General features: G+C 65.9%; 19 protein-coding genes. 8 read left to right on the top strand and 11 right to left on the bottom strand.

The window, feature by feature from the left end; translation table 11 throughout:
* Position 1: 1 nt before the first annotated feature.
* Together folE and AC6H0N_RS08325 are read right to left on the bottom strand one after the other, a co-directional pair.
* On the bottom strand, positions 2–628 hold the full coding sequence (gene folE, locus AC6H0N_RS08330; RefSeq protein WP_497573630.1) for a GTP cyclohydrolase I FolE: 627 nt from the start codon (positions 626–628) through the stop codon (positions 2–4).
* Positions 629–659: 31 nt separating this feature from the next.
* Positions 660–1,661, bottom strand: a complete 1,002-nt coding sequence (locus tag AC6H0N_RS08325) for a serine/threonine protein kinase (RefSeq protein ID WP_497573629.1) — start codon at positions 1,659–1,661, stop codon at positions 660–662.
* A 143-nt stretch (positions 1,662–1,804) separates the two neighbouring features.
* Here AC6H0N_RS08325 and AC6H0N_RS08320 point away from each other — a divergent pair, with 143 nt between their 5' ends.
* From AC6H0N_RS08320 to paeA, 3 genes are read left to right on the top strand one after another with little or no spacing between them, the layout of a single operon-like run.
* The gene (locus AC6H0N_RS08320; RefSeq protein ID WP_497573628.1) at positions 1,805–2,572 is read left to right on the top strand and encodes a hypothetical protein; all 768 of its coding nucleotides are present in this window, start codon (positions 1,805–1,807) and stop codon (positions 2,570–2,572) included.
* Between the two features lie 8 nt (positions 2,573–2,580).
* Positions 2,581–3,126, top strand: a complete 546-nt coding sequence (locus AC6H0N_RS08315) for a YaeQ family protein (RefSeq protein ID WP_497573627.1) — start codon at positions 2,581–2,583, stop codon at positions 3,124–3,126.
* Positions 3,127–3,180: 54 nt separating this feature from the next.
* Positions 3,181–4,482, top strand: coding sequence for a polyamine export protein PaeA (gene paeA, locus AC6H0N_RS08310; RefSeq protein ID WP_497573981.1), 1,302 nt, complete (start codon positions 3,181–3,183; stop codon positions 4,480–4,482).
* Here the strand turns inward: paeA and AC6H0N_RS08305 are convergent.
* Genes AC6H0N_RS08305 through AC6H0N_RS08295 form a run of 3 tightly spaced genes read right to left on the bottom strand, consistent with a single transcriptional unit; the run spans position 4,469 to position 6,505 of the window.
* Complete coding sequence (locus AC6H0N_RS08305) at positions 4,469–5,071, bottom strand: DUF938 domain-containing protein (protein ID WP_497573626.1); 603 nt, start codon at positions 5,069–5,071, stop codon at positions 4,469–4,471. The genes paeA and AC6H0N_RS08305 overlap by 14 nt on opposite strands.
* Positions 5,072–5,078: 7 nt before the next feature.
* Positions 5,079–5,939 carry a class I SAM-dependent methyltransferase gene (locus AC6H0N_RS08300; protein WP_497573625.1) on the bottom strand — a complete coding sequence of 287 codons (861 nt, stop codon included), beginning with the start codon at positions 5,937–5,939 and terminating at the stop codon, positions 5,079–5,081.
* Positions 5,936–6,505 (bottom strand): DUF1415 domain-containing protein, encoded by a 570-nt coding sequence (locus AC6H0N_RS08295; protein WP_497573624.1) that lies wholly within the window; start codon positions 6,503–6,505, stop codon positions 5,936–5,938. Before AC6H0N_RS08295 ends, AC6H0N_RS08300 begins: the two co-directional genes overlap by 4 nt.
* Before the next feature lie 86 nt (positions 6,506–6,591).
* Here AC6H0N_RS08295 and ylqF point away from each other — a divergent pair, with 86 nt between their 5' ends.
* Positions 6,592–7,494, top strand: coding sequence for a ribosome biogenesis GTPase YlqF (gene ylqF / locus AC6H0N_RS08290; RefSeq protein WP_497573623.1), 903 nt, complete (start codon positions 6,592–6,594; stop codon positions 7,492–7,494).
* A gap of 86 nt (positions 7,495–7,580) precedes the next feature.
* Here the strand turns inward: ylqF and AC6H0N_RS08285 are convergent, their stop codons facing one another.
* On the bottom strand, positions 7,581–8,600 hold the full coding sequence (locus AC6H0N_RS08285) for a Fe(3+) ABC transporter substrate-binding protein (RefSeq protein WP_497573622.1): 1,020 nt from the start codon (positions 8,598–8,600) through the stop codon (positions 7,581–7,583).
* Positions 8,601–8,722: 122 nt separating this feature from the next.
* On the opposite strand from AC6H0N_RS08285, the gene AC6H0N_RS08280 reads away from it, so the two are divergent.
* The gene (locus AC6H0N_RS08280; protein WP_497573621.1) at positions 8,723–9,055 is read left to right on the top strand and encodes a DUF2325 domain-containing protein; all 333 of its coding nucleotides are present in this window, start codon (positions 8,723–8,725) and stop codon (positions 9,053–9,055) included.
* A 5-nt stretch (positions 9,056–9,060) separates the two neighbouring features.
* Here the strand turns inward: AC6H0N_RS08280 and AC6H0N_RS08275 are convergent, their stop codons facing one another.
* Positions 9,061–11,595 (bottom strand): DUF2339 domain-containing protein, encoded by a 2,535-nt coding sequence (locus AC6H0N_RS08275; RefSeq protein ID WP_497573620.1) that lies wholly within the window; start codon positions 11,593–11,595, stop codon positions 9,061–9,063.
* 299 nt (positions 11,596–11,894) lie between these two features.
* Here AC6H0N_RS08275 and katE point away from each other — a divergent pair, with 299 nt between their 5' ends.
* The gene (katE, locus tag AC6H0N_RS08270) at positions 11,895–14,006 is read left to right on the top strand and encodes a catalase (RefSeq protein ID WP_497573619.1); all 2,112 of its coding nucleotides are present in this window, start codon (positions 11,895–11,897) and stop codon (positions 14,004–14,006) included.
* A 42-nt stretch (positions 14,007–14,048) separates the two neighbouring features.
* Here the strand turns inward: katE and AC6H0N_RS08265 are convergent, their stop codons facing one another.
* From AC6H0N_RS08265 to fdh, 4 genes are all read right to left on the bottom strand, one after another.
* Entirely contained in the window at positions 14,049–14,486 is a 438-nt protein-coding gene (locus AC6H0N_RS08265; RefSeq protein WP_497573618.1) for a PPC domain-containing DNA-binding protein, read from the bottom strand.
* A gap of 79 nt (positions 14,487–14,565) precedes the next feature.
* Complete coding sequence (gene nrfD, locus AC6H0N_RS08260; RefSeq protein WP_497573617.1) at positions 14,566–15,693, bottom strand: NrfD/PsrC family molybdoenzyme membrane anchor subunit; 1,128 nt, start codon at positions 15,691–15,693, stop codon at positions 14,566–14,568.
* Positions 15,686–16,627, bottom strand: coding sequence for a 4Fe-4S dicluster domain-containing protein (locus AC6H0N_RS08255; RefSeq protein WP_497573616.1), 942 nt, complete (start codon positions 16,625–16,627; stop codon positions 15,686–15,688). The genes nrfD and AC6H0N_RS08255 overlap by 8 nt, the downstream gene beginning before the upstream one ends.
* Positions 16,620–20,075: a formate dehydrogenase gene (fdh, locus tag AC6H0N_RS08250; RefSeq protein WP_497573615.1), complete on the bottom strand. Its 3,456-nt coding sequence runs from the start codon at positions 20,073–20,075 to the stop codon at positions 16,620–16,622. Before fdh ends, AC6H0N_RS08255 begins: the two co-directional genes overlap by 8 nt.
* Positions 20,076–20,409: 334 nt before the next feature.
* On the opposite strand from fdh, the gene AC6H0N_RS08245 reads away from it, so the two are divergent.
* Positions 20,410–22,464: a hypothetical protein gene (locus AC6H0N_RS08245; protein WP_497573614.1), complete on the top strand. Its 2,055-nt coding sequence runs from the start codon at positions 20,410–20,412 to the stop codon at positions 22,462–22,464.
* A gap of 150 nt (positions 22,465–22,614) precedes the next feature.
* A complete protein-coding gene (locus tag AC6H0N_RS08240; protein WP_497573613.1) occupies positions 22,615–23,283 on the top strand; it encodes a cytochrome c3 family protein in 669 nt (222 codons plus the stop codon).
* The last annotated feature ends 5 nt before the right edge of the window (positions 23,284–23,288 follow it).

Genomic DNA, 23,288 nt, shown 5'->3' with positions numbered 1-23,288 from the left:
CTCAGCGCAGCGCGTGCAGGAACTCGTTGCGGTACTGGTCCGAAGTCTCGAATTCCCCGCTGAAGGCTTGCGTGATGACGCGTTCGTCACCGCGCCGGTCTTCGCCCATCAGCAGGCATAACTGTTCCGCTTCTATGATGCAGGCCGCGCCGCGTGCGTGGCCGTGGCGCATCAGCGCGTCGGCGATGTCGCGTGTGAGCCATTCCTGATACGTGAAGCGGTGCCCAAGGGCGTCGACCATGCGGGCGATGCGGCCGAAGCCGTGTAGTCGTCTGCCTGGCAGGTAGGCCACGTGCGCGACGCCGCGAAACGGCACAAGGTGATGCGGACATACGCCGTGCACCGAGATGCCGCGAATCACCACCATGTCGCGTCGCGCGTCCTCGAAGCCGTCACCCAGCGCCGCGGCCGGATCCAGTTCGTAGCCGCCAAGCAGCCGCTTTTGCCATAGCTCGCGCACGCGTGTGGCGGTGCGGCCGGTGTGTGCGCCGTCGGCGGCAACGCCGCAGGCTTCGAGCAGGGCGATGACGGCTTGTTCGAAGGCTTGCGGATTGAACTGACCGTGGCGAGGAATGCCCGGCTCGGCGTGGGTATGCGGTGGGTGATCGTGGTTGCAGTCGTGGCTCATTAGTGTCTCGTCCTGATTGCTGTCGCCTGCATTATGGCAGCGCCCACAAGGGCGGCTCGTCCATCAGCGCGATCTGCTCGCGCAACTCCAGCACGCGATCCTGCCAGTAGCGCTGCGTGCCGAACCACGAGAAGGCCGCCGGAAAGGCCGGGTCGCTCCAGCGCCGGGCGATCCAGCCCGAGTAGTGCAGCAGACGCAGCGTGCGCAGGGCTTCGACCAGGTGCAGCTCGCGCGGCGAGAAATCATGGAAATCCTCGTAGCCGGCCAGTACGTCAGCCAGTTGTACGCTCATCTCCTCGCGTGAGCCGGACAGCAGCATCCACAGATCCTGCACCGCCGGCCCCATGCGGCTGTCGTCGAAATCGACGAACTGCGGGCCCGGCGGGTCGGCGTATTCGTTCCACAGCACGTTGCCGACGTGGCAGTCGCCGTGCAGACGCAGGCTGGTGTAGTCGCCGGCGCGATCGAAGCAGCGACGCACACCGTCGAGCGCCATGGCGCTGGTTGATTCCCAGGCTTCGCGCAGATCGGGCGGGATGAAGTCGCTGGCGAGCAACCAGTCGCGCGGTTCGGTGCCGAAGGTGGAGATGTCGATACTCGGCCGATGCGCGAACGGCGTGATCGCGCCAATGGCGTGAATGCGACCGAGAAAACGCCCCATCCATTCTCGCGTGTCGGGGTCGCCCAGCTCCGGCGCGCGCCCGCCGACACGCTCGAACAGCGCGAAGCGCAGATCCTGGAAGTGGTGCAGCGTCTGCCCGTTGATGACCAGCGGCGGGATGATCGGCAGTTCGCGTTCGGACAGCTCCGTGCTGAAGGCGTGCTCCTCGAGGATGGCCTCGTCGCTCCAGCGCCCCGGGCGATAGAACTTCACCACGCGCATCGGCCCGTCCTCGATGCCGATCTGGTAGACGCGGTTCTCGAAGCTGTTGAGCGCCAGCAGGCGGCCGTCCGGCGCGAGGCCGACGGACTCCAGAGCAGTCAGCATGTGATCTGGCGTGAGCTCGGAGAAGGGGGCGGCTTGGTCGGTCAAGGGGAGGCTCGGTGGCTACGGTCATTCATTGTGGCAGGTCGGGAGGCGTACAAAAACCGCGTGCCTGCAGTGGCCTTGCGAAAACCTCTGTTTGCCCACGCCGGCTACGACCGGCACAATCGCGCCTTTTCGCAGGAAAGCGCATGAGTACGCCCGCCGAACACGCCATTCCGCCCGATCAGCTTGCAGCGCTGGCTCCGCGCGATGTGCAGTTGCGCGCCGCGCGCATGGCACAGGACGCCTTTGCGCAGGTATTCCGCCTGAGCGTCGAGGGTAATGAGCAGGCAGCCGGCGAGGGTGTGTCGGCGCTGATTGAGGCGCTGTCGAACTGGGCCAAGGCCAGCGACGCGGACGACGCGCGCCCGCTGCGCCTGGCCATGCTCGTGACCGGGCTCGACCAATGGGGCGTGGCCTACAGCCGCGCCTTCGGCCTGCAGGCCATCCCCGCACTGTCGGCGCTGCTAGGCGGACTGCGTACGGGGCTTGATGCCGAGGCCGACGCGCGCTTCGGCCGCCAGTTCGCAGCCATCGACGCGGGCGAGGGCAACGTCATCGACTTCAAGATCGACCTGCGCCGCAGCGTGCATCTGGCCTTGTGGCACGCCATGATTGCCTGCGAGGAACAGGACGAGGCCGAAGTCATCGCGCAGGCGCTGGGCGGCATGCTGTTGGGGCTGACAACGTCAATGCCGACGCTGGGCTGGCGACTGGTGGCCGATGCGCTGTCGAACATCCAGATCCAGTGTCTCGCCAACAGTCTTGCCACCAACGGCCTGGCACGCGAGACCAATGAAGCGCTGTTCGCAGCGCTGGCTCGCGAGCTGCCGGAGACGACGCGCGATCTGGTCTTTGCGCATTCGGCCGAGGCCGTGCGCACCTGGCTGCAGTCGGGCCGCGGCAACATCCACTAGGAACCACGATGGCACTCAAAGCCACGATCTACAAAGCTGAACTGACCATCTCCGACATGGACCGCGGCTATTACGCTACCCATGCGCTGGCGCTGGCGCGTCATCCATCCGAAACCGAAGATCGCATGATGGTGCGTCTGGTGGCCTTCGCGCTGTTCGCCGAAGAGCGGCTGGAATTCGGCAAGGGCCTGTGGGTGGACGACGAGCCGGACCTGTGGCTGCGCGACCTGACCGGCGCCGTGCTGCGCTGGATCGACATCGGTCAGCCCGACGAGAAGTGGGTGCGCAAGGCCTGCGGCCGCGCCGACGCCGTTGTGCTGCTCAGCTACGGTCGGGCCGCCGACGTCTGGTGGAGCGGCATTGCCAGCAAGCTGGGGCGGCAGGACAAGCTGACGGTCATCAACCTCGAACCCGAGGTCGCGCCGGCGCTGGTCGCCATGTGTGAGCGCGGCATGCGCTTGCAGTGCACGATCCAGGACGGAGAGCTGTGGATCACCAATGGCGAGCACACCGTGCACATCGTGCCGCAGACGCTGATGGCCCCGCGCAGCTAGAATGGCCGGGTTGCCGGCGCATGCCGCCGGTGTAGTGGAGTCCCCCTGGTGGAGATCGCAAGCCAGTTGTTGTTGATCGGGCTGCTCATTGTCGTGAGCGCCTGGCTGTCCATATCCGAGATTGCTCTGGCGGCCTCGCGCAAGATCCGCCTGCGCCTGCTGGCCCAGCAGGGCAGCACCGCCGCCGAGGATGTACTGCGGCTTCAGGAGAACCCCGGCCATTTCTTCACCGTCGTGCAGATCGGGCTCAATGCGGTCGCGATTCTGGGCGGCATTCTCGGCGAGTCGGTGCTGTCTCCGGCCTTCGCCGGCCTGATCGGCGTGGTCTACACCGGCGAGTACCTGGCTGCCATCAGTTCGGTCACCGCCTTCGTGCTGGTCACGTCGGCTTTCGTGCTGTTCGCCGACCTGATTCCGAAACGCCTGGCGATGAACGCGCCCGAGCGTGTGGCGGTGATCGTGGTCGCGCCGATGCGCTTCATGGTCAGGTTGTTCATGCCTGCGGTGTGGCTGTTCGACGGCTTTGCCAACTGGCTGTTCAAGCTGCTGGGGCTGCCCAGCGTGCGCCCCGAAGACATCACGTCTGAAGAGATTGTCGCCATGGCCGACGCCGGTGCGCAGGCCGGCGCGCTGCTGCGTCAGGAGCACCAGCTCATCGCCAACGTCTTCGAACTCGACGAGCGCACCGTCACCTCGGCCATGACGTCGCGCGACAGCGTGGTGTTCTTCCGGCTCGACGAGAACGAGGAGAACATCCGTGAAAAGCTCGTGCAGTCGCCGCACGGCAAGTTTCCGGTGTGCGAAAGCGGCATCGACAGCGTGGTCGGCTACGTCGAATCCAAGGAGCTGTTCGCGCGTGTGCTGGCCGGCAAGAAGCTCTCTCTGATCGCCGACCCGCAGATGCACGAGGCGCTGGTGCTGCCCGATACGCTGACGTTGTTCGAGGCGCTCGAACGCTTCCGTGCTGCGCGCGAAGATTTTGCACTGATCGTCAATGAGTACGCGCTGATCGTCGGCCTGCTGACCTTGCAGGACGTCATGAACACGGTGATGGGCGAGCTGGGCAGCAATGTCGTCGAAGACCTGATCGTGCGGCGCGACGAGGCCTCGTGGCTGATCGACGGCGTGACCCCGGTCGAAGACGTGATGGACGCGCTGGGCATCGATTCCTTCGGGGACGCCGAGAACTACGAGACCATCGCCGGCTTCATGATGTACCGCCTGCGCAAGGTCCCGAAGCGCACCGACAAGGTCGAGTTCGCGGGCTTTCGTTTCGAGGTCGTCGACATCGACAACTACCGCATCGACCAGCTGCTGGTCACGCGTATCACCGACGCGTCTCTTACCCGGAGCTGAGGCGCCGCCATACGAGACAGCGGTTGTTGGCTGGCATGGCGCGGTCTTCGACCAGCGTCAGGCCTAGGCCTTGTGCGAGCGCATCGACGGCCTCGAAATCACGGATCGCGCGGTGCTGCACCGCCGCCTGCAACGAGGCCTCGAAGGCGGCATTGCTGGCGCTGGTGTGACGCCCTTCGTAGCGGAACGGGCCGTAGATCGCGAGCACCGCATCCGCTGCAAGCACCCCCGCGAGATTGGCGAAGAAGGCCTCGACCTCCGGCCAGCTCATGATGTGCAGCGTGTTGGCCGAGAACACCGCATCAAAGTGCTGTTCTGGCCACGCGCCGGTGACATCCAGCGTCAGCGTTTCCGGCGTGTTGGGCAGGCGTGCGCTGGCCAGCCAGGCGCGAATGCCGGGCAGGTTCTCGGCGCGGTCTGAGGTCTGCCACACCAGATGCGGCAGATGCGCCGCGAAATGCACGGCGTGCTGGCCGGTGCCGCTGCCCACTTCGAGCACGCGCTCACGGTCGGCGAAGTGCTCGCGCAGCGCGTCGAGAATGGGTTCCTTGTTGCGTTCGCAGGCGGTGGAGAAGGGGCGTTCGGTCATTGCGTTCTCAGTAGATGAAGCGTTCGCGTAGATCGGCCAGATTCAGCTCGTCGACAATGGCCTCGGCGCGCTCGCGGGCGTTGCCGCGCGGCTTACCGGTGGCGCGGGCGACGATCAGCTCGTTCTTCATCGAGTGTTCCCAGCCAACCAACTCGGTCACCGACAGCGAATAGCCGTGCGCTTCGAGCAGCAGGCAGCGCAGCACATTGGTGATCTGGCTGCCGAATTCACGGGTGTGGATCGGGTGGCGCCAGATCTCGGACAGCGGCGTGCGACCGAAGCTCTCGTTCTTGTGCTGCCGCATCACCGACGCCACTTCGGCCTGACAGCATGGCACTACAACGATGAAGCGCGCCTGCTTGGCCAGCGCAAAGCGGATGGCGTCGTCGGTGGCGGTGTTGCAGGCGTGCAGGGCGGTGACGATGTCGATCTGCGCGGGCAACTCGGGCGAGGTGATGGACTGCTCGACGGTGAGGTCGAGGAAGGACATGCGCTCGAAGCCCAGACGCTCGGCCAGCTCGCGTGAGCTGGCGACGAGTTCGGGGCGGCTCTCGATGCCGTAGATGTGGCCGGCCTCACGCGACTTCAGGAACAGGTCGTAGAGGATGAATCCCAGATACGACTTGCCGGCGCCGTGGTCCACCAGCGACAGATCGCCCTGCGCCTCGAACACCTCGTTCATCAGCGGCTCGATGAACTGGTAGAGGTGATAGACCTGCTTGAGCTTGCGCCGCGAATCCTGGTTGAGCTTGCCGTCGCGGGTCAGGATGTGCAGCTGCTGCAGCAGTTCGACGGACTGGCCGGGGCGCACTTCAGGCGGCAGTGCGGGCGGAGCCGTCGGGCTGGAGGGGCGCTTCGGCTTGCTCACTGGCCATCCTTCGCCGGGCCGACGTTGAGCGCGTCCCAACCCGCCTGGCCAAGCTTTTCCATGGTTTCGATGTTGCGTTCGAAGATCGAGTCGGGGTCGTCCGGGTAGTGCGCCAGCGCGCCGGCGATGCTGTCTTCGCGCAGCAGGTGCAGCGTGGGGTAGGGCGCGCGGTTGGTGAAGTTGCCCAGGTCATCCGGTTCGGTGTCGGCGAACTGGAATTGCGGGTGGAAACTCGCGACCTGCAGCACGCCTTCGAGCTCGTGCTCTTCGACGGCTTCTTCGGCGATGCCGACGATGTCATTGAAGGTCTCGAAGTCCTCGAACATGGTCGGGTGGATCAGCAGCGTGGTGTCCACTTCCTTCGGATCGGCCGCGGCGAGAAAGTCGATTTCCTCGTCGAGCTGTTCCAGAAAGGCGTCGAGGTGACGTGCGTCGCTGACGACAAAGCGCACACGCTGGGCGACATAGACGGATTTGGCGAAAGGGCAGAGGTTCAGGCCGATGACGGCCTGTTCCAGCCAGTGGCGCATTGCGGCAATAACCGCGTCGGGGTTCGGTGAGTTCATGCGCGCATTTTAAGCTGCGTTGCAGCGATTCGCGGTCGGCGCTGCGATCAGGGATAATCCAGCCTTTACAGAAAAAGCGGTTTCCGATGCCGATCCAGTGGTTTCCCGGTCACATGACCTCGGCGCGCAAGAAGGCTTCCGAGACGATGGCACGCACCGACGTGGTCATCGAGGTTGTCGATGCGCGCATTCCCGAGGCGAGCTGCAACCCGATGATCGGCGAGCTGCGCCGCTTCCGTCAGCGCCCGTGCCTGAAGATCCTGAACAAGGCCGATCTGGCCGATCCAGTGGCGACCAAGGCCTGGCTGGCCTATTTCAACGCGCAGCCGGGTGTCAGCGCCGTGGCGCTGTCGTGCAAGAACCCGAGCGACGTCGCGCGTGTGCCGGCGATGTGCCAGAAGCTCGCACCGCACCGCAGCGACGGCACGCGCTTGCTGCGCATCATGATCATGGGCATCCCCAACGTCGGCAAATCCACGCTGATGAACGCGCTGCTCAAACGCAAGGTGGCCAAGGTCGGCGACGAGCCGGCGGTGACCAAGTCGCAGCAGACGCTGGACTTCGGCGATCACATGACGCTGACCGACACGCCGGGCATGATGTGGCCGAAGATCGACTACGACTCTGACGGCTTCATGCTCGCCGCCTGCCATGCGATTGGCCGCAACGCGGTGATCGACGAAGAGGTTGCCGAATTCCTCGCCGGCGTACTGCTGGCGCGCTATCCGCAGAGTCTGGCCGAGCGCTACAAGCTCGACCCGGCCAAGGTCGATGCCTGGGGTGTGGTCGAGGAAGTCGGGCGACGTCGCGGCTGTCTGGTCAAAGGCGGCGGCATGGACGTCGAGAAGGCCGCGCAGATCCTGCTCAATGACTTTCGGGCCGGGCCGCTCGGGCGTATCAGCCTGGAAACGCCGGAATCGCGCGCCGCGATGGTGGCCCTGGCGCTCAGCACCAAGGCCGAGAGTACGGCGGCAGACGAGCAGCCTTGAGTCCTTCGGCACTGCCGTTCAAAGCGCCCAGCACCAAAAAAAACGCCAGCCCTAGGGCTGGCGTTTTTGCTACGTAGCGACGCGGATCAGCGATAGCCGGCGCGGTCGTAGATCTTCTGGGCTTCCGGCACGTTCTTGGCCAGTTCGGACACCGGCATGTTGTCGGCCTTGAAGCTGCCGAGCTTGTCGAGCGCGGCGTTGTCGACCTTCACGCCGGGCACCGTCGGCCACTCGTTGTTGCCGTTGGCGAAGTAGCGCTGGGCATCATCCGAAGCGAGGTACTCGAGGAACTTGCCGGCCGCTTCCTTGTTCGGCGCGTGCTTGAGCACACCGGCGCCGGAGACGTTCACGTGCGTGCCCCAGCTGTTCTGGTTCGGCCACACGAACTTGACCGACTCGACCACTTTTTGATCTTCAGCCTTCGGCGAATTCATCAGACGCGCAAAGTAGTAGCTGTTGGCAATCGCCACACCGCACTCGCCGGCCGCGACGGCACGGATCTGGTCGGTGTCACCGCCTTTCGGGGCGCGGGCGAAGTTGGCAACGATGCCCTTGGCCCACTCTTCGGTCTTCTCGGCACCGATGTGATGGATCAGCGCTGCGCCGAGCGACAGGTTGTACGGGTGAGCGCCGGTACGCGTGCACACCTTGCCCTTGAGCTTCGGGTCGGCCAGCGACTCGTAGGTCTGCACGTCTTCAGCCTTGACCAGCTCCGGGTTGTAAACGATGACGCGGGCGCGGGTCGAGAAGGCGATCCAGGTGTCGGTGCGGAAGTGAGCCGGCACGCGGTCGTTCAGCTCGTCGGACGAGAACTTCTGGAACAGGCCCATGCTGTCGGCGTTGCCCAGGCGGGAAGCGTCGACGGTGATGAAGATGTCGGCCGGGCTGTTGGCGCCTTCGTTCTTGATGCGCTCGATCAGCTCGTCTTCCTTGGCTTCGATACGGTTGATCTTGATGCCGGTCTGACGCGTGAACTCGCCGTACAGGGCCTCGTCCGTCTGATAGTGGCGCGCGGAGTAGATGTTCAGCTCCTTGTCGGCCGCCATGGAAGTGGCGGGGATGCCGATTGCGGCGAGGAGCGTTACCAGAAGAGCACGTTTTTTCATCGTCTTTGGCCTTGTTGAGGGTTGGATCAGGTGCGCGAATGGTAACGAGAAGAATTCCTAATTGCAATCCGAGAATGCTTACGTTAATGTTAGTGCGAATCATTCGCAACAAGGCAGACATCATGAACGCACTTCTGGTTGGCGCAGACCGTCTCGGCAACATTCCGACGGTGCTGGATCGTTTCGGCATCCGTATCGCCCAGCATGTAAGCGGGCGCGACAGCAGTCATCAACGGCGCAGTGCGCCGCTGCCCTCGGGCATCGAGATCGTCATCCTGTTCACAGACTTTCTCGGCCACAACGTCATGAAGCGCTTCCGCGAGCTGGGCAGTCGCGAAGGCGTGATGGTGGTGTGTTGCCGGCGCTCGGTGTGTGCGCTGGAGCAGGCGCTCGGGCGCAGCATCCCGCAGTCGCGCTGTGACACCTGCAGCGCGAGCTGCAAGAGCAGCAAGTAGGCCGCTCAGCGCTCGGCTTGCGCAGTCGGCGGTGCGCCGAGTTGGCTGCGTAGCCAGGCCAGGGCCAGCAGGCACAGCCCCAGCCCCATGAACGACGCTACACGCAGCAGGCCATCGAGCCCGGCCAGGTCGATCAGGAAGATCTTCAGGATCACGATGGCCAGCAGGGCGAAGCCGCCCTGCAGCATGCGTCGCGATGCGCGCAAGGTGCCGGCGACGATACCGCCGGCGGCCATCAACAGCCAGACGGCCGAGTAGGTGTAGATCTCGCCGTTGCCGGTGGCGCGCGACAGCGATAGCTCGCCCTGCCACAGATGGCGGATTTCCATGCTCACGAACAGCACGCTGCCCAGGCCAACCAGCCACAGCGCGCAGCTGCGCTCGCCTGCGGTGCCCAGGCGCGCGACCAGCCAGGCCAGGACCAGCGGCGCGCCATAGGCCAGCAACAGCAGGTTGAGAAGCGGGCGCGTCGACACCTCGTCTGAACCGAACAGCGGGTTCAGCACGCTGACGACCATCAGATAACTTGCCAGTGACAGTGCGAGCAGCAGCTGCGAGGCGATGCGGTAGAGCGGCGCGAGTTGCTCGGCAAAGCGCTCGCGGTGGCGGTAGCTCAGGCCCAGCGCAGCGAACAGGGAGACGTGGATGGCCGCTTCGGTCAGCGTGTAGCGCGCGGCCAGCACGTTGCCGTCGTACAGCCAGTAGCGCAATTCCACGCCCAGGGTCAGCACCAGCAGGTGGATGGTCGCGGCCGACAGCCATTCGCGCAGCCGATGTTCCGCGCCGGCGAGGCGCGCAGCAATGAAGCAGCACAGCGTTGCTCCGCCGTAGGTCCACAGTGTCCAGTGCACATCGGTCGCGTAGCTCGCGACCCACGGGTTGAGCGTGAGCCGCAGCACCACCACGGTCAGCACACCCTTGACCGCCCAGTGCAGCAGATCGATACGGTAGCGGCGCATCAAATACACCAGGCTGATCAGTTGCGCGGCGATGGCCAGCGTAAGGCCGGCTTCTTCCAGCACCATGGCGGCGGCCAGCGAGTAGGCGGCGTGACTGGCCAGCGCCAGCCACGGCACGAGCACCTCGTTGTATGGCCGGCGTGCCCACAGCCCCGCCAGAATTGCCGTAACGGCACCCAGCGACAGTGCCGCGATTCCCCATTGCAGGTCGTCAGCCAGTGGCCCGCTACCCACGTAGGCCAGAGCCAGCCACAACACCGGCGACAACGCGGCCAGCGAGGCCCAGGCGTGGGCGCTGCCGCTCAGACGCAGCATCGCCGCACCGACAAGTAGATACACCAGCGCCATCCACGCGCTGAAACGCTGCAGTGCCGGCACAGCTTCGGGCGGGAAGCTGAGGGTCAGCCGCAGATCGTGCAGCGGCATGTTCATGTGCATGCCGAGCACAGCTGCGAAGACAATCAGCACGCTGCCCCAGGGGAGCAGACGCAGCGAAGGCTGACGTCGCGCCGACAGCGCCAGCACGGCCACGAGTGGTGCCCATTGCCATGCCTGCAAGCCGTCGGTGCCGGATTTCCATACCGACAGGCCCCAGGCCAGCGAGACGGCAATCAGCCCGATCTGCAGGGCGTCGGGGCGGATTGACGACGTTTCGCCGTCCTCCGCGGCGCGCGTCTGCATCAGCCAGTCGCGGCCCGGCACGGCTGCCAGCAGATAGGCCGCAATCGCGAGGTAGATGCCGCGAAAGTCATCCGCGCCGGTCGTGAGCATGGACAGCATCCACCAGGCCATCAGGCCCGCCAGCACACCCCACCACAACCACAGCCGCCACACATAGCGCAGCAGCAGCAGGCCGCCGAAGCCGACGATCAGCGCGTAGATCATGGCCGCCACGATGTTGCCACTGCCGGTGGACACCAGCAGCGGCACGCAGAAGCTACCGATCAGCCCCAGCGCGGCGAGCATCGGACCCTGACGCAGGGACAGCAGCATGGTGCCGACCGAGACCAGCGCCAGCAGGCCGAAGGCCACACCCGGCGGTATGAGCGTGTACAGATGCAATGCGGCCAGCACGGCGCCGAACAGCGTGATGGTCGCGCCGCCGGCCAACGCTGCGAACGCCGGGTGCGGGCCGCCGCGTCGCAACAGCCATTCGGCCAGGCCATGCAGGCCCAGGCCGGTAGCGACGCCCAGTGCGACGCGGGCTGCCGGCCCGAGCAAACCGTGCTCGATGCTGTAGCGGACCATGAAGATGCCGCCCAGCGCCACGCAGGCTCCGCCCAGCCAGATCATCCAGTTGATTTGCGCCATGGCGCGGCCGGGCTTCGGTTCTGCGCGGTCGGGAGCAGGCGGTGCAGCGCTGAGGGGCGCTTCTCCGAACAGGCGCTCGATGGGCAGGTCCAGCGATTCTTCGGTGGTGTGTGCGACGGGGGGCGCGGGGCTTGCGAGAGTGGCCTCAACTGGCGCGGGCTTGAGTTGCTGGCGCAGTTCGTCGAGTTGAACCTCGAGCTTGCGCACCCGCAGGTAGGCCCGGATGCCGAGAACGGAGCCCACGGTGAACAACAGCCACATCAACCACATCGCGGGTCCTCCGACAGATGCCGCCCGGCGGGCGGTGCGCGTCATGCAGCGGCGATGATACGGCCAAGCGCGCACCTCATGCGAATGTCGTGTCGGGCAGGGGCTGCATATTTGCTGTGCCGTGAGCGCACGATTTATTCGGGCGCCGGCGCGATGAAAGCCATGGAATACGACCGGCTGACCCAGCTGCCGTGCTGGATGTTTGCGGCCGGCTCGCGGCTGCCCGGGAACATCGATTGCTGCCGCACTCCACGTTCACCACGACGTTCTTTCGGGACGGCAAAGACAAGGAGGCGGCAATGACGAAGGTATCGAGCCAGAACGGCGAGCATGAGGGCGCGACGCTGCATGATCAGGAGTTCGAACGCCCTGCGGGCGGGGAAACGCACCAGCAGGCTGGCGGCGAAGTCCCGCCCTTGACGACGCAGCAGGGCGTCCGCGTTTCGGATGACCAGAACACCTTGCGGGTCGGCGCGCGCGGCCCGGCCCTGATGGAAGATTTTCACTTCCGCGAGAAATTATTTCATTTCGACCACGAGCGCATTCCCGAGCGCGTGGTGCATGCGCGCGGCTACGGGGCGCATGGCTACTTCGAGAACTACGAGTCGCTTGCCGACCTGACGCGGGCCGATCTGTTCCAGCGACCCGGCGAGAAGACGCCGCTGTTCGTGCGCTTCTCGACGGTGGCCGGCAACAAGGGGTCGGTCGACCTGCCGCGCGACGTGCGCGGCTTCGCGGTGAAGCTGTACACCAAGGAGGGCAACTGGGATCTGGTCGGCAACAACATCCCGGTGTTCTTCATCCAGGACGCAATCAAGTTTCCGGACGTCATCCACGCCGCCAAACAGGAGCCCGATCGCGACTTTCCCCAGGCGCAGACGGCGCACGACAACTTCTGGGATTTCATCTCGCTGACGCCCGAATCGATGAACATGGTCATGTGGATCATGTCGGACCGCACGATTCCGCGCTCCTTCCGCTTCATGGAAGGTTTTGGCGTGCACACCTTCCGGCTGGTCAACGCCGAGGGCAAGTCGCACTTCGTGAAGTTTCACTGGAAGCCCAAACTCGGCATGCAGTCGGTGGTGTGGAACGAGGCGCTGAAGATCAATGGCGCCGACCCGGACTTTCACCGGCGCGATCTGTGGAACACCATCCAGGCAGGGGATTTCCCGGAATGGGAACTCGGTCTGCAGGTGTTCGACGAGGAGTTCGCAGCCAGTTTCGATTTCGACATCCTCGATCCGACCAAGATCATCCCGGAAGAAATACTGCCGGTGCGGCGGGTGGGGCGCATGGTGCTCGACCGCGTGGTCGACAACTTCTTCGCCGAAACCGAACAGGTGGCGTTCTGCACGCAGAACATCGTGCCCGGCATCGATTTCTCCGACGACCCCTTGCTGCAGGGCCGCAATTTCTCCTACCTCGATACGCAACTCAAGCGCCTGGGCGGCCCGAACTTCACGCACCTGCCCATCAACGCCCCGAAGTGCCCGTTCCACCACTTCCAGCAGGACGGCCACATGGCCTTCCACAACCCGGTCGGGCGTGCGAACTACGAACCCAATTCGTGGGGCGGAGAGCAAGGTGGGCCGCGCGAGACGCCCGACGGTTTCCGCAGCTACCCGCAGCCGGTGCAGGGCGACAAGGTGCGCGAGCGGCCGGACACCTTTGCCGACCACTACAGCCAGGCGCGGCAGTTCTACATCAGTCAGACCGAGGTGGAACAGCAGCATATTGCCGCCGCGCTGACCTTTGAACTCAGCAAGGTCAAGACGCCGGTAATCCGCGAACGCATGGTTGCGCATTTGCTCAACATCGACGACGCGCTGGCCGAGAAGGTGGCTCAGGGCTTGCGTCTCGACACCATGCCGGCGCCGGCGGAAGCGGCGCGTGAGACGCGTCGCGATCTGCCCGAGTCGCCTGCGCTGAGCATCCTGAAGAACGGTCCGCATGCGTTCATGGGGCGCAAGCTTGGCGTGCTGGTGACCGACGGATCGGACGCCACGGTGCTCGCAGAGCTGCGTAAGGCGGTGCACGCTGCCGGGGCGATGATGGAAATCGTGGCGCCGCACGTCGGTGGCATCACGGCCTCGGACGGCAGCTTCATCCACGCCGACGAGCAGCTCGATGGCGGCCCTTCGGTGTTGTTCGACGCTGTAGCGGTGCTGCCCTCGGAGGAGGGCGTGAGCGAGCTGATGGCCAAGCCCCCGGCGCGCGACTTTGTTTCCGATGCATTTGCCCACTACAAATTCATCGCCTGGGTCGCGCCCGCCGGCAAGTTGTTCGACAAGGCCGGATTGCCGCCGCAGCTCGATGAGGGCTGTTTCGCGCTGGACGGCGACGCAACGGCCGCGCAGTTCATCGAGGCCTGCGGCGAGCTGCGTTTCTGGAATCGGCAAGGCGCCTGAGGCAGGCTGGGCGGGATGCGTCCCGCCCAGCGCCGCCGTGCTTCAAGCGCCGGGGTCGATCAGCGCGAGACCGCTCTCGGGATCGCGCACACGGCGCAGATAGCCCGGCGACTCGACCATCACCACCTCCAGCGTAGGGCGTACCAGCGCTTCGAGCAGATGGCCGCCGACGACGCTGCCGTCGCACCTTCCCAGCACGATGTGCAGATGGGCCGAGGGTTCGCCGTCTTTCAGCGCCATGTCGCCGACCAGCGACAGCACCTCGACCTGTTCCTCGACCGGGATCTCTTCGTACTGGCGGGTTTCCCAGTTGAAATAGCCCAGCGTGGCGCGCTCCAGCGCACCGATGGCGGTGATGCGGCTCGCCGTCAATTCATGCTCGCGCGCGAAGCGTTCAAGCGTTGCCACCACCTCGTCACCACGCTCGAAAATCAGTGCATAGGTACGTTCAGCGGCATCGTTGATGAGTTTGGCTTTCATGGCGTTCTCCTGTTCATTCGGCTGCGATGCAATTTGATTTGTGGCGGTTGCATTGCAATGTTCTGGCCGCCCTCGGGCGTTACCGGCTCAACAGCACCACGCCGACCATCACCAGCGCCAGCACGCCACCGGCAGAAAGCCCGCCGACCACCCGAGACGGTGCTGTGCCCTGAGGCGGCACGGCCAGGGCACCGGGTTCAGCGCGCTTGGTCGCAGCCGTGCTGTCGCGCCCGCCTGCGAAATGCAGGGCGTCGGCGGCACTGTGCGCGGAGCCATGCCCGCCCAGCAGCAGGGCGCCACGCCACATCAGGGCCCCGACCAGCTCGCCGACGGCCGCCGCGGCGGTGGCCCACGCGAGTTGCTCGGTGGTGAACAGTTGCCACAGGTGCAGTGCGACCGGCAGCAGCAGCCCGATGGCCAGCACGCCACCACCGAAAATCCACCCGACCTTGCCCGTGACCAAAGGCGACATCAGCTTTGCTCGCGCCGCGCTCGCGCTCCAGGCGAGCAGGAACAGCCAGGCCACGCCGACGGCGAAGAAGGCCACCATTTCGAAGGCTGCGTCCCACGGCGAGCCGCCGAAGGCGAGTCCCCACAGACACAAGGCTGCGGCGCCCGCGGTCATCGAGAAGCCGGCGAAGCTGCCGGCCAACAGGCCGGGGGAATGCGCCCACAGCGGTGTGCTGGTGGCCGACAGCAAGGGCGCGGTGTAGGTCACCAGCATCAAGCCGAAGGCAGCGGCCAGAAGTTGCACCACGAGTTCGACCCAGCGCGGTGGCGTCGACACCAGGGCGAGGTCGGTAGCCAGCTGCAGCGCAACGCTGAGCAGCGTGAACGCCGCGAAGCCCATAAGCAGATAACTGCCGAAGGACATTGGTGAGGTGCGGCGGAAGATGCGCAGCATGTTGAGGAAGCGGCGCGGCGTCATCAGGTCTGCGATCAACAGCACCGCGCCGGCGCCGGTGGCGACGAGCGCGCCGTAGCGGGCAGGGCGCGTCACCGCCGCGGCGCTTTCCATGTCGGGGGCGATCATCAACACCAGCGCGGCCAGAATCTGTAAGGCGCCAGCCAGACCGGAGAGCCAGATATATACCGCCACCATCCACTTCCAGTGGCTGGCCTTCAGGGCCGGCAAGCCGTAATAGCCGGGCGGGGCCGGCGGCAGGTCGCGCCGGCCGTGCTGGTGCTGCATGCGCTGCTCAGGCATATGCCAGCACTCCCAGAGCGGCCAGGGCAACCGTCGAGGCGGTCGCCAGCCCGACCAGCATGCCGGCCGCGATGCGCGGGGCAGCGCGCACCGGCGCGGCCGGCAGGTTGTAGGTTTCGGGCGGCGAGGTGAGCAGGAAGAAGGCGTTGAGGCCGCCCAGATCTTCAGGGCGCGTGCCGGTGGCCGGGTTCGGCGCTGCGTCGTCACCCGATGGCGCGCCGTAGAGATAGGCTTGCGGCAGGCCCAGTTCGCGCAGATGTTCGACGCGATCTTTGGCCTTTTCGTGCAGGGCGCCGAGTTCGCCGAACACAATGGATTCGGTCGGACAGGCCTTGGAGCAGGCCGGCTCCATGCCGGACTTGAGCCGGTCGTAGCACATCGTGCATTTGTGGGCCTTGCCGTCCTCCTTGTCGAGCGCGACCACGCCAAACGGGCAGGCCGGCACGCAATAGCCGCAGCCGTTGCAGATGTCGGGCTGCACCACCACCGTGTCGAACTCGCTGCGGAACAGCGAGCCGGTCGGACAGGCCTCGGCGCAGGGGGCGTTGGCGCAGTGCTTGCACACGTCGCTCATCATCAGCCAGCGGTTCTGGAAATACGGCATTTCCGGCTCGCCGGTGGCGTCATGCGGCTCCTCCGTGCCGACCTGCTCGATGAACATCACGTGGCGCCAGGTCGTTGCCGACAGCTGGCGGGTGTTGTCGTAGCTGAGGCCGGTCAGATCCTCCTGTTCGGCGGGCAGGGCGTTCCAGGTCTTGCAGGCGACTTCACAAGCCTTGCAGCCGATGCACAGCGTGGTGTCGGTGAAGAAGCCGTAGCGCCGGCCGGGACGCACGGTGACGTCGGTGCTCAGCCGCGACTCGTCGTGCAGCGGCTCGTGCATCAGCGAGTTGTCGGGCGCGGCGTGCGGGGTGGCGTGGTGAGTGTCAGGCATGAGTGGCTCCGGTGGCGTGTGCGGCTTGGGGCTGCGTGCGGCGCCCGCGGTCGATGCGGCAGGTCATGGCCTTGCCTTCGTGCATGCTGCAGTTGGGGTCCATCACGAGGCTGGTCAGCACGTTGGCGATTTCGCCGGTGGCATAGCCTTCGAAACCGAAGTGCCAGGGCATGCCGATCTCGTAGATGCGTTTGCCGTCGATCGTCAGCGGCACCAGACGCTGGGTTACCAGCGCTCTGGTTTCGATCGAGCCGCGTGCGGTTGATACCGTCACCCAGTCGCGCGTGCGTATGCCCAGCTCCGCGGCCAGCTCGACCGGAATCTCGCAGAAGCCTTCCGGCTGCAACTCGGCGAGCAGCGGGCTGCCGCGTGTCGGCGCGCCGCCGGTGTGGTGCTCGGTGAGGCGGTAGGTCGTGAGCACATGCGGGTGCTCGGGGTCGGGGCTGGGGTGGTAGGGGTTGTCTTCGCGGTCGAACGTAACCGCAGCCGGATTGGCGCGCTGCTTCGGGTAGAGCAGGTTCTCCACTGGCGATTCCATCGGCTCGTAATGCGTCGGCAAGGGCGCGTCCTTGAGGCCGGCCGGCGAAAACAGGGCGGCCTTGCCGTCGGCCATCATGACGAACGGGTGATGGCCGGCGTGCGCCTTGATGCCGCGCGGTTCCTCGTCGTGGTCCGGCGTGTGGTCGGGCTCTTTGGTCTCGTCGAAATCGACTTCGTCAAAGCCGGCCCAGGCGCCCTCATCCGGATCCCACCACACCAGCTTCTTGCGCTCGCTCCACGGCCGCCCCTGCACGTCGGCCGAGGCGCGGTTGTACATGGTGCGGCGGTTGGCCGGCCACGCGAAGGCCCAGTTCAGGTGCGTTCCCGGCCCGTCTGGCCCATCCGCCTGACGTGAGCGCGAGCGGTTGTCGTGCTCGTCGGGGAAGACGCCGCTGTAGGCCCAGCAGCCACAGGCGGTGGAGCCGTCGGCCTTGAGCTGCTTGAAGCTGCCGAGCTGCTTGCGCTCGGGCAGGGTGTAGCCGTTGATCTCGCGCAGCACGGCCTCGGCATCGGGCTCGCCGCGCTCGTCCATCTCGGGGTAATCCCAGGTCAGCGCGCGGATTGCCGCGTCCTGCGGCCGATCACTGTCGGCGTAGAGCGCCTTCAGGCGTTTGCCGAGGTGGTAGACGAACCACAGCTCCGAGCGGCTGTCGCCGGGGCCGTCGACGACGTGATCGTGCCACTGCACGAGACGGTGCTCGTTGGTGAAGGTGCCGGCCTTTTCGCCGGACAGCGAGGCCGGCATCAGGAAGACTTCGGTCTTGATGCGCTCGGGCGTGAGCCCGGCGGCTTTCACCGCCTCGCTGTCATGCCAGAAGCTGGCGCACTCGATCTCGGAGGTGTCGCGCACAACCAGCCAGTCCAGTTCGGCGAGGCCCGGCTGCACGATGTTGGCCGAGTTGCTGCCGCCGATCGCCGGGTTTTGCCCGAGCAGGAACAGGCCGCGGATCTTGCCGTCCTTCATGGCAGCCGTCATCGGCAACTGGGAGTGATCGCCGACGATGCGCGGCACCCAGTCGAAGGCCCAGCCGTTGTCGGGGCGGGCGGCTTCGCCATACCAGGCGCGCATCAGGCTCACGATGTACTTCGGGAAGTTGTTCCACCAGCCGGTGGGCGGGGTTTCCGTCTCGCAGTAGCTCTCGAAACTTTCGTGGGGTTTGCCGGCCTTGGGTTGCGGCAGATAGCCCGGCAGCATGTCGTACAGCGTCGGGATGTCGGTGCTGCCCTGGATACTGCAATGGCCGCGCAGCGCGATGATGCCGCCGCCGGGGCGCCCGGTGTTGCCGAGCAAAGCCTGCAGGATGCCCGCCGCGCGGATCATCTGCACGCCGTTGGTGTGGTGCGTCCAGGCCACCGCATAAGCGATGGCGCCGGTGCGCTCAGGGCTGGAGTTCTCGGCCAGCGTGCGCGCCACCTGCACCAGCGTTTGCGCCGGGCAGCCGGTGATGCGCTCGACCATCTCCGGCGTGTAGCGGGCGTAGTGCCGGCGCAGGATCTGGAACACGCAATTGGGGTGCTGCAGGGTTTGGTCCTGATCGGCCGGCAGGTCGAGATGTATTGCGGTTTCGCTCAAGGGTTCGGCCGTTTCCACGTGCTTCTCGGCCAGTGGCGGCTGCACCAGGCCGCTGCGGTAGCGCCAGGTGCCGTGGGTGTAGGTACGGCTTTCCGGGTGCCAGCCCGAGAACAGGCCGTCGCCGTCTTCGGCGTCGCGATACTCGTCTGTGATGATGGTCGCGAGGTTGGTGTAGTGCAGCGCGTATTCCTTGAACCACAGATCGTTTTCGAGGATGTAGTGGATCAGGCCGCCGAGGAAGGCAATGTCGCTGCCTGAGCGGATCGGCACATGCAGATTGGACAGCGCGGAAGTGCGCGTGAAGCGCGGGTCCACGTGGATGAGCTTGGCGCCCTGCGCCTTGGCCTGCATCACGAAGCGGAAGGTGATCGGGTGGTTCTCGGCCATGTTGGAACCCATGATCATCACCCAGTCCGAGTTCACCAGATCCCACTGCGCCAGCGTCGAGGCGCCGCGACCGTAGGTGGCGCCGAGGCTGGGCACCGACGAGCTGTGGCAGATGCGCGCCTGGTTCTCGATCCACACCATGCCAAGCCCGCCGCAGAACAGCTTCTTGATCAGGTAGTTCTCTTCGTTGTCGAGCGTGGCGCCGCCCAGTGAGGCCAGTGCCAGCGTGTGATTGAGCGGGTCGCCTTCCTCGTCTGTGGTGACGAAGGTTTCGTCGCGTACCTGTTTGGTCAGCGCCGCAATGCGCTCCATGGCCCATTCGAGCGGCCGCTCTTCCCATTTGTCGCTGAAGGGCGCGCGGTATTTGACGGTGCTGATGCGCAAGGGGCTGGTCATCAGGTCGAAGGTGCCTGCGCCCTTGGGGCACAGCGTGCCGCGGTTGACCGGGCTGCGCGGGTCACCCTCGATGTGGGTGAGACGCCCTTCGCGCGCATAGACCAGCTGCGCGCAGCCGACGGCACAGAACGGGCAGATGCTCGTGCCCACGCGATCGGCCTGCTCGGTGCGCGCGCGATGGCGCTCTGACCATCGGCTGCGCGCGGCATCACGTTGGGCGTCGGCGCCGAAGACCTGCCTGGGCAGTGACCAGTTGCGCCAGAAGTGGGCGAGCGTGCCGGCGATCGTTCCGGTGGGTTGCTTCGTGCTGTTGCCATCGCCGTGCACACGTTGCAGCGAGGTGACGAGCACGCTGCGATCGGCCTTGGAGTCCTTGAAGGTGATGTCCACGTGTGCGCCTTCGCGGGCCAGCTCGCGCAGCGTGGCCGGGCCAATCGGCAGCGAGGGAGTCAGCTTGCACAGCAGGCGCTGATGCTGGTCGTCGATCAACTCGAAGCGGTGTTCCTGCGCGAGTACCACGGTGCCTCGCGCACGCTGTTCGGCTTGTGTCATGACATCTCCCGGAAACCTCGCGGCCCGGACGCTGCAGCGCCGCGGTGTTGGCGGTGCATCAAGCGTCGTTCCCGCTGCCGGTTTTCGGCGTGGCGCATCAACACGGCTGGCGGTGCGCGTTCGTGGCGGCTTGGGCATGTAGCTTTTTCAGGGCATTGCCAAAGTTACCGATTCCGTTCTGCCGCATCCGGCCGCTTCATGCCGCTGTGGTTTCACCCACGCCACGGCTTGCCCGGGTCCGTCACTTGCGTCTGCTGGCGTCGTGCCCGGGTCCGCTGCCGCGGCAGCACGCCGCCGAAAGCTTCTTGTCATCTGTGCCAACTCGCCCATGCCCATGTTCCGCACCTCACCGCATCTGCCGCTTGCTATCCGCTTGCAACACGGCCGGGCACTTGTCACCGGGCTGCTTGTACTCGGTGTCGCCATTGCGCTGCTCGGTCTGGCAGCACTGACGGTGCGCTTCGACTACGCCTACGTTCCGGCCCTCGAGCGGGTGGTGAATCAGCAACGCTGGCCTGCGCCGGCCTACGACGTGTGGGGACGCAACGTCTCTCACGAGGAGGCCCGGCGGTTGATGGAGACGCAGCAAGGGCGGGCGACCCTGTCGCCGGAGAACTGGGCGGTGCGCATCGACGACGAGCTGCTGGCTCTTGGAAGGGAGGTGTTCTACGCCGAGACCTTCGGCAATGAAGTCTTCATCACCGATGTGCTGGGCACACTCGACGGGGCGATCACGCCGTGGAACGTGGCGCGTGCCGTCGTCGCCTTGCGCGGTCGCGGCACCGGCAACCTGCGCGTGCCGCTTGCGCAGGACATCACCATCGGCGAGCGCACTTATCGCAAGGGCGAATACGTGGACACCGGTTTTGATGTGCCGCGCGGCGCGTTCGCGGTGATGGGCATGAAGATGCGCTACGAGGGCGGGCACCTCATGGCCGGCATCACCTGTGCGCTGTGCCACGCGGCGGTAGACCCCGCCAGCGGAGACGTGCTCGAAGGCGTGACGAACGCCGACATCAACATGGGCCTGCTGCTGGCGATGGCGAGCAACCCGGGGGCCTACTTTGCGCGCACCGATGTCGATCTCAACGAGCATCCCGAGCTGTTCGACGACCCCGCGCGCACGGTCAGGCTGGCGGACGGGCGTGAGGCCCGGTTGCCCGACCCGCAACGCCTCAACCAGCTGGCCCGCGAGGTGTTCATCCACTGGCCGCCCGGCCATTTCGACACCATGCTGGACCTCAAGGCGAGCCCCACGCGTACCCCCGACAGCTTCACGCGCGACGACCATCCCTACGGCTGGAGCGGCTTCTCCGGCATCGGGCCGTTCCGCGGGCTGAACACGCTGGGCAACAACGTGCACGCCTTCAATACCGACCTGGTCATTGAGACGCACATGGCGCCGGTGGTGCTGGACCTCGATCCGGAGCTCTACCTCGGCATCCTGCTGCAGAACGCCTCGCGCGAGCGCTACCGCTACCCGGCCGGCTCGGAAGAGCCGGTGAGTGCGTTCTATCGCCGCGTCGACCCGCGGCCCGGCAGCCCGGGTTTTGCCCACACGCAGGCCCTGCCGACCTATCCGCGAGCGTCGGCCGTGGCGCCTCACGGCGTCATCGTCAGCCGTCATGGCTATCCGGTCTGGCACCACGTGAGCGCGCTGTCGGCGTTCCAGAACACCTTGAAGCCCCCCGTTCCGCCGCTGGAGCCTGATCCGGCACAGCTGGTGCGCGGACGCGAGGTGTTTGCTGCGGCCGGCTGTGCCGACTGCCACGCCGGCGAGGCCTTCACCAACAACCAGACGATTCCGGCAAACGAGATCGGCACCGAGCCGGAGCGGGCCGTCGCGCTCAAGGCCACGCGCCGGATCATGCGTGCGCCCTTGCTCTATCCGATGGACACGCTGGTGCCGGTGCCGGACGGCACGCCGGCGGTCGAAGTGCCGTATGAGCATCTGACTTCCGACGAGGCCATTGCGCGCTCAATGGGTCACGACGGGGAGGGCGGCTACAAGGTCAAGGGCCTGCTCGGGTTGTACTGGCACGCACCCTATCTGCATGACGGCGGCGTGGCCGTGGGGCCCGATGCCGGGGCTGATCTGGGCGTGCCGGGCACGCTGATGAAGGACATCCGGCCGAACGCTGGCAACAGCCTGAAAGCCTTGCTCGACCGCGATCTGCGTCAGCGCGTGATCGCGGCCAATCGCGCGGGGCCGACGTGGAACTTGCAGGTGCACGGTGTGGGGCACGAGTTCTGGGTCGACGCCGCGGCCGGCTTTGACGCCGCTGAGCAGCAGGCCCTGATCCACTACCTGATGCTGCTGGGCCACCACCCCGAGGCGCGCCCACCGGACGCTGCAGAGCAAGCCCGCCAGCGCTCCACGCAAGACTGATGGCGCGTGCATCGCGCTGCTGACCATCAACTCCCGAGCCGCGTGAAATTGGCGGGAGGTGAATTTGCTTGCTGACGACGGATAAGGCCCGGAGCGCATCGGGAAAGACCCCCGACGCGCAACCGGCCGCTGTTGAGAGGAGGAACCCGCATGGCGCAGATCTTCACGGCGACGGCAGACACGCGCTTGCGCGTCGTGGTGCTGCTGTTCGTGCTGATGGTCGTGGCCGCGGGCCTGTTCTACGGGGGGTATGCCGAGTCGAGCTATGCCACGCTGGTTGGTTGGGTGCGCAAACAGCCTGTCCCGTTCAGCCACCAGCATCACGTCAGCGGGCTTGGTATTGATTGCCGCTACTGCCATTCCACGGTCGAGACCAGCGAGCACGCGGGCATGCCGGCCACGCAAGTGTGCATGACTTGTCATTCGCAGGTCTGGACCGGGGCGCCGATGCTGGAGCCGATTCGGCGCAGCCTGGCGACCGGCGAGCCGATGCGCTGGCAGCGCGTTTCGAGCCTGCCCGACTACGTCTATTTCGATCATTCCATTCACATGGCGCGCGGCGTGCCGTGCGTGGCCTGTCATGGCCGGGTGGACCGCATGCCGCTGATGAAGCGAGCCAAGTCGTTTCAGATGAGCATGTGCGTCGATTGCCACCGCGATCCGGCGCCGCATCTCCGGCCGCCTGAACACATCACGCGCATGGACTGGACCACCTGGGATGGCGACCTGCAGGGCCACCGCCGGTATGGCCAGCGCATGATGAAGGCCTACGGCATCGATCCCGCCGCGCTCGACGATTGCAGCATCTGCCACCGATGAGGACG

The sequence above is a fragment of the Pseudazoarcus sp. NS34 genome, assembly GCF_059703725.1.
The sequence above is the reverse complement of the archived record's forward strand: the minus strand, read 5'-3'. Positions and strand labels throughout refer to the sequence as shown.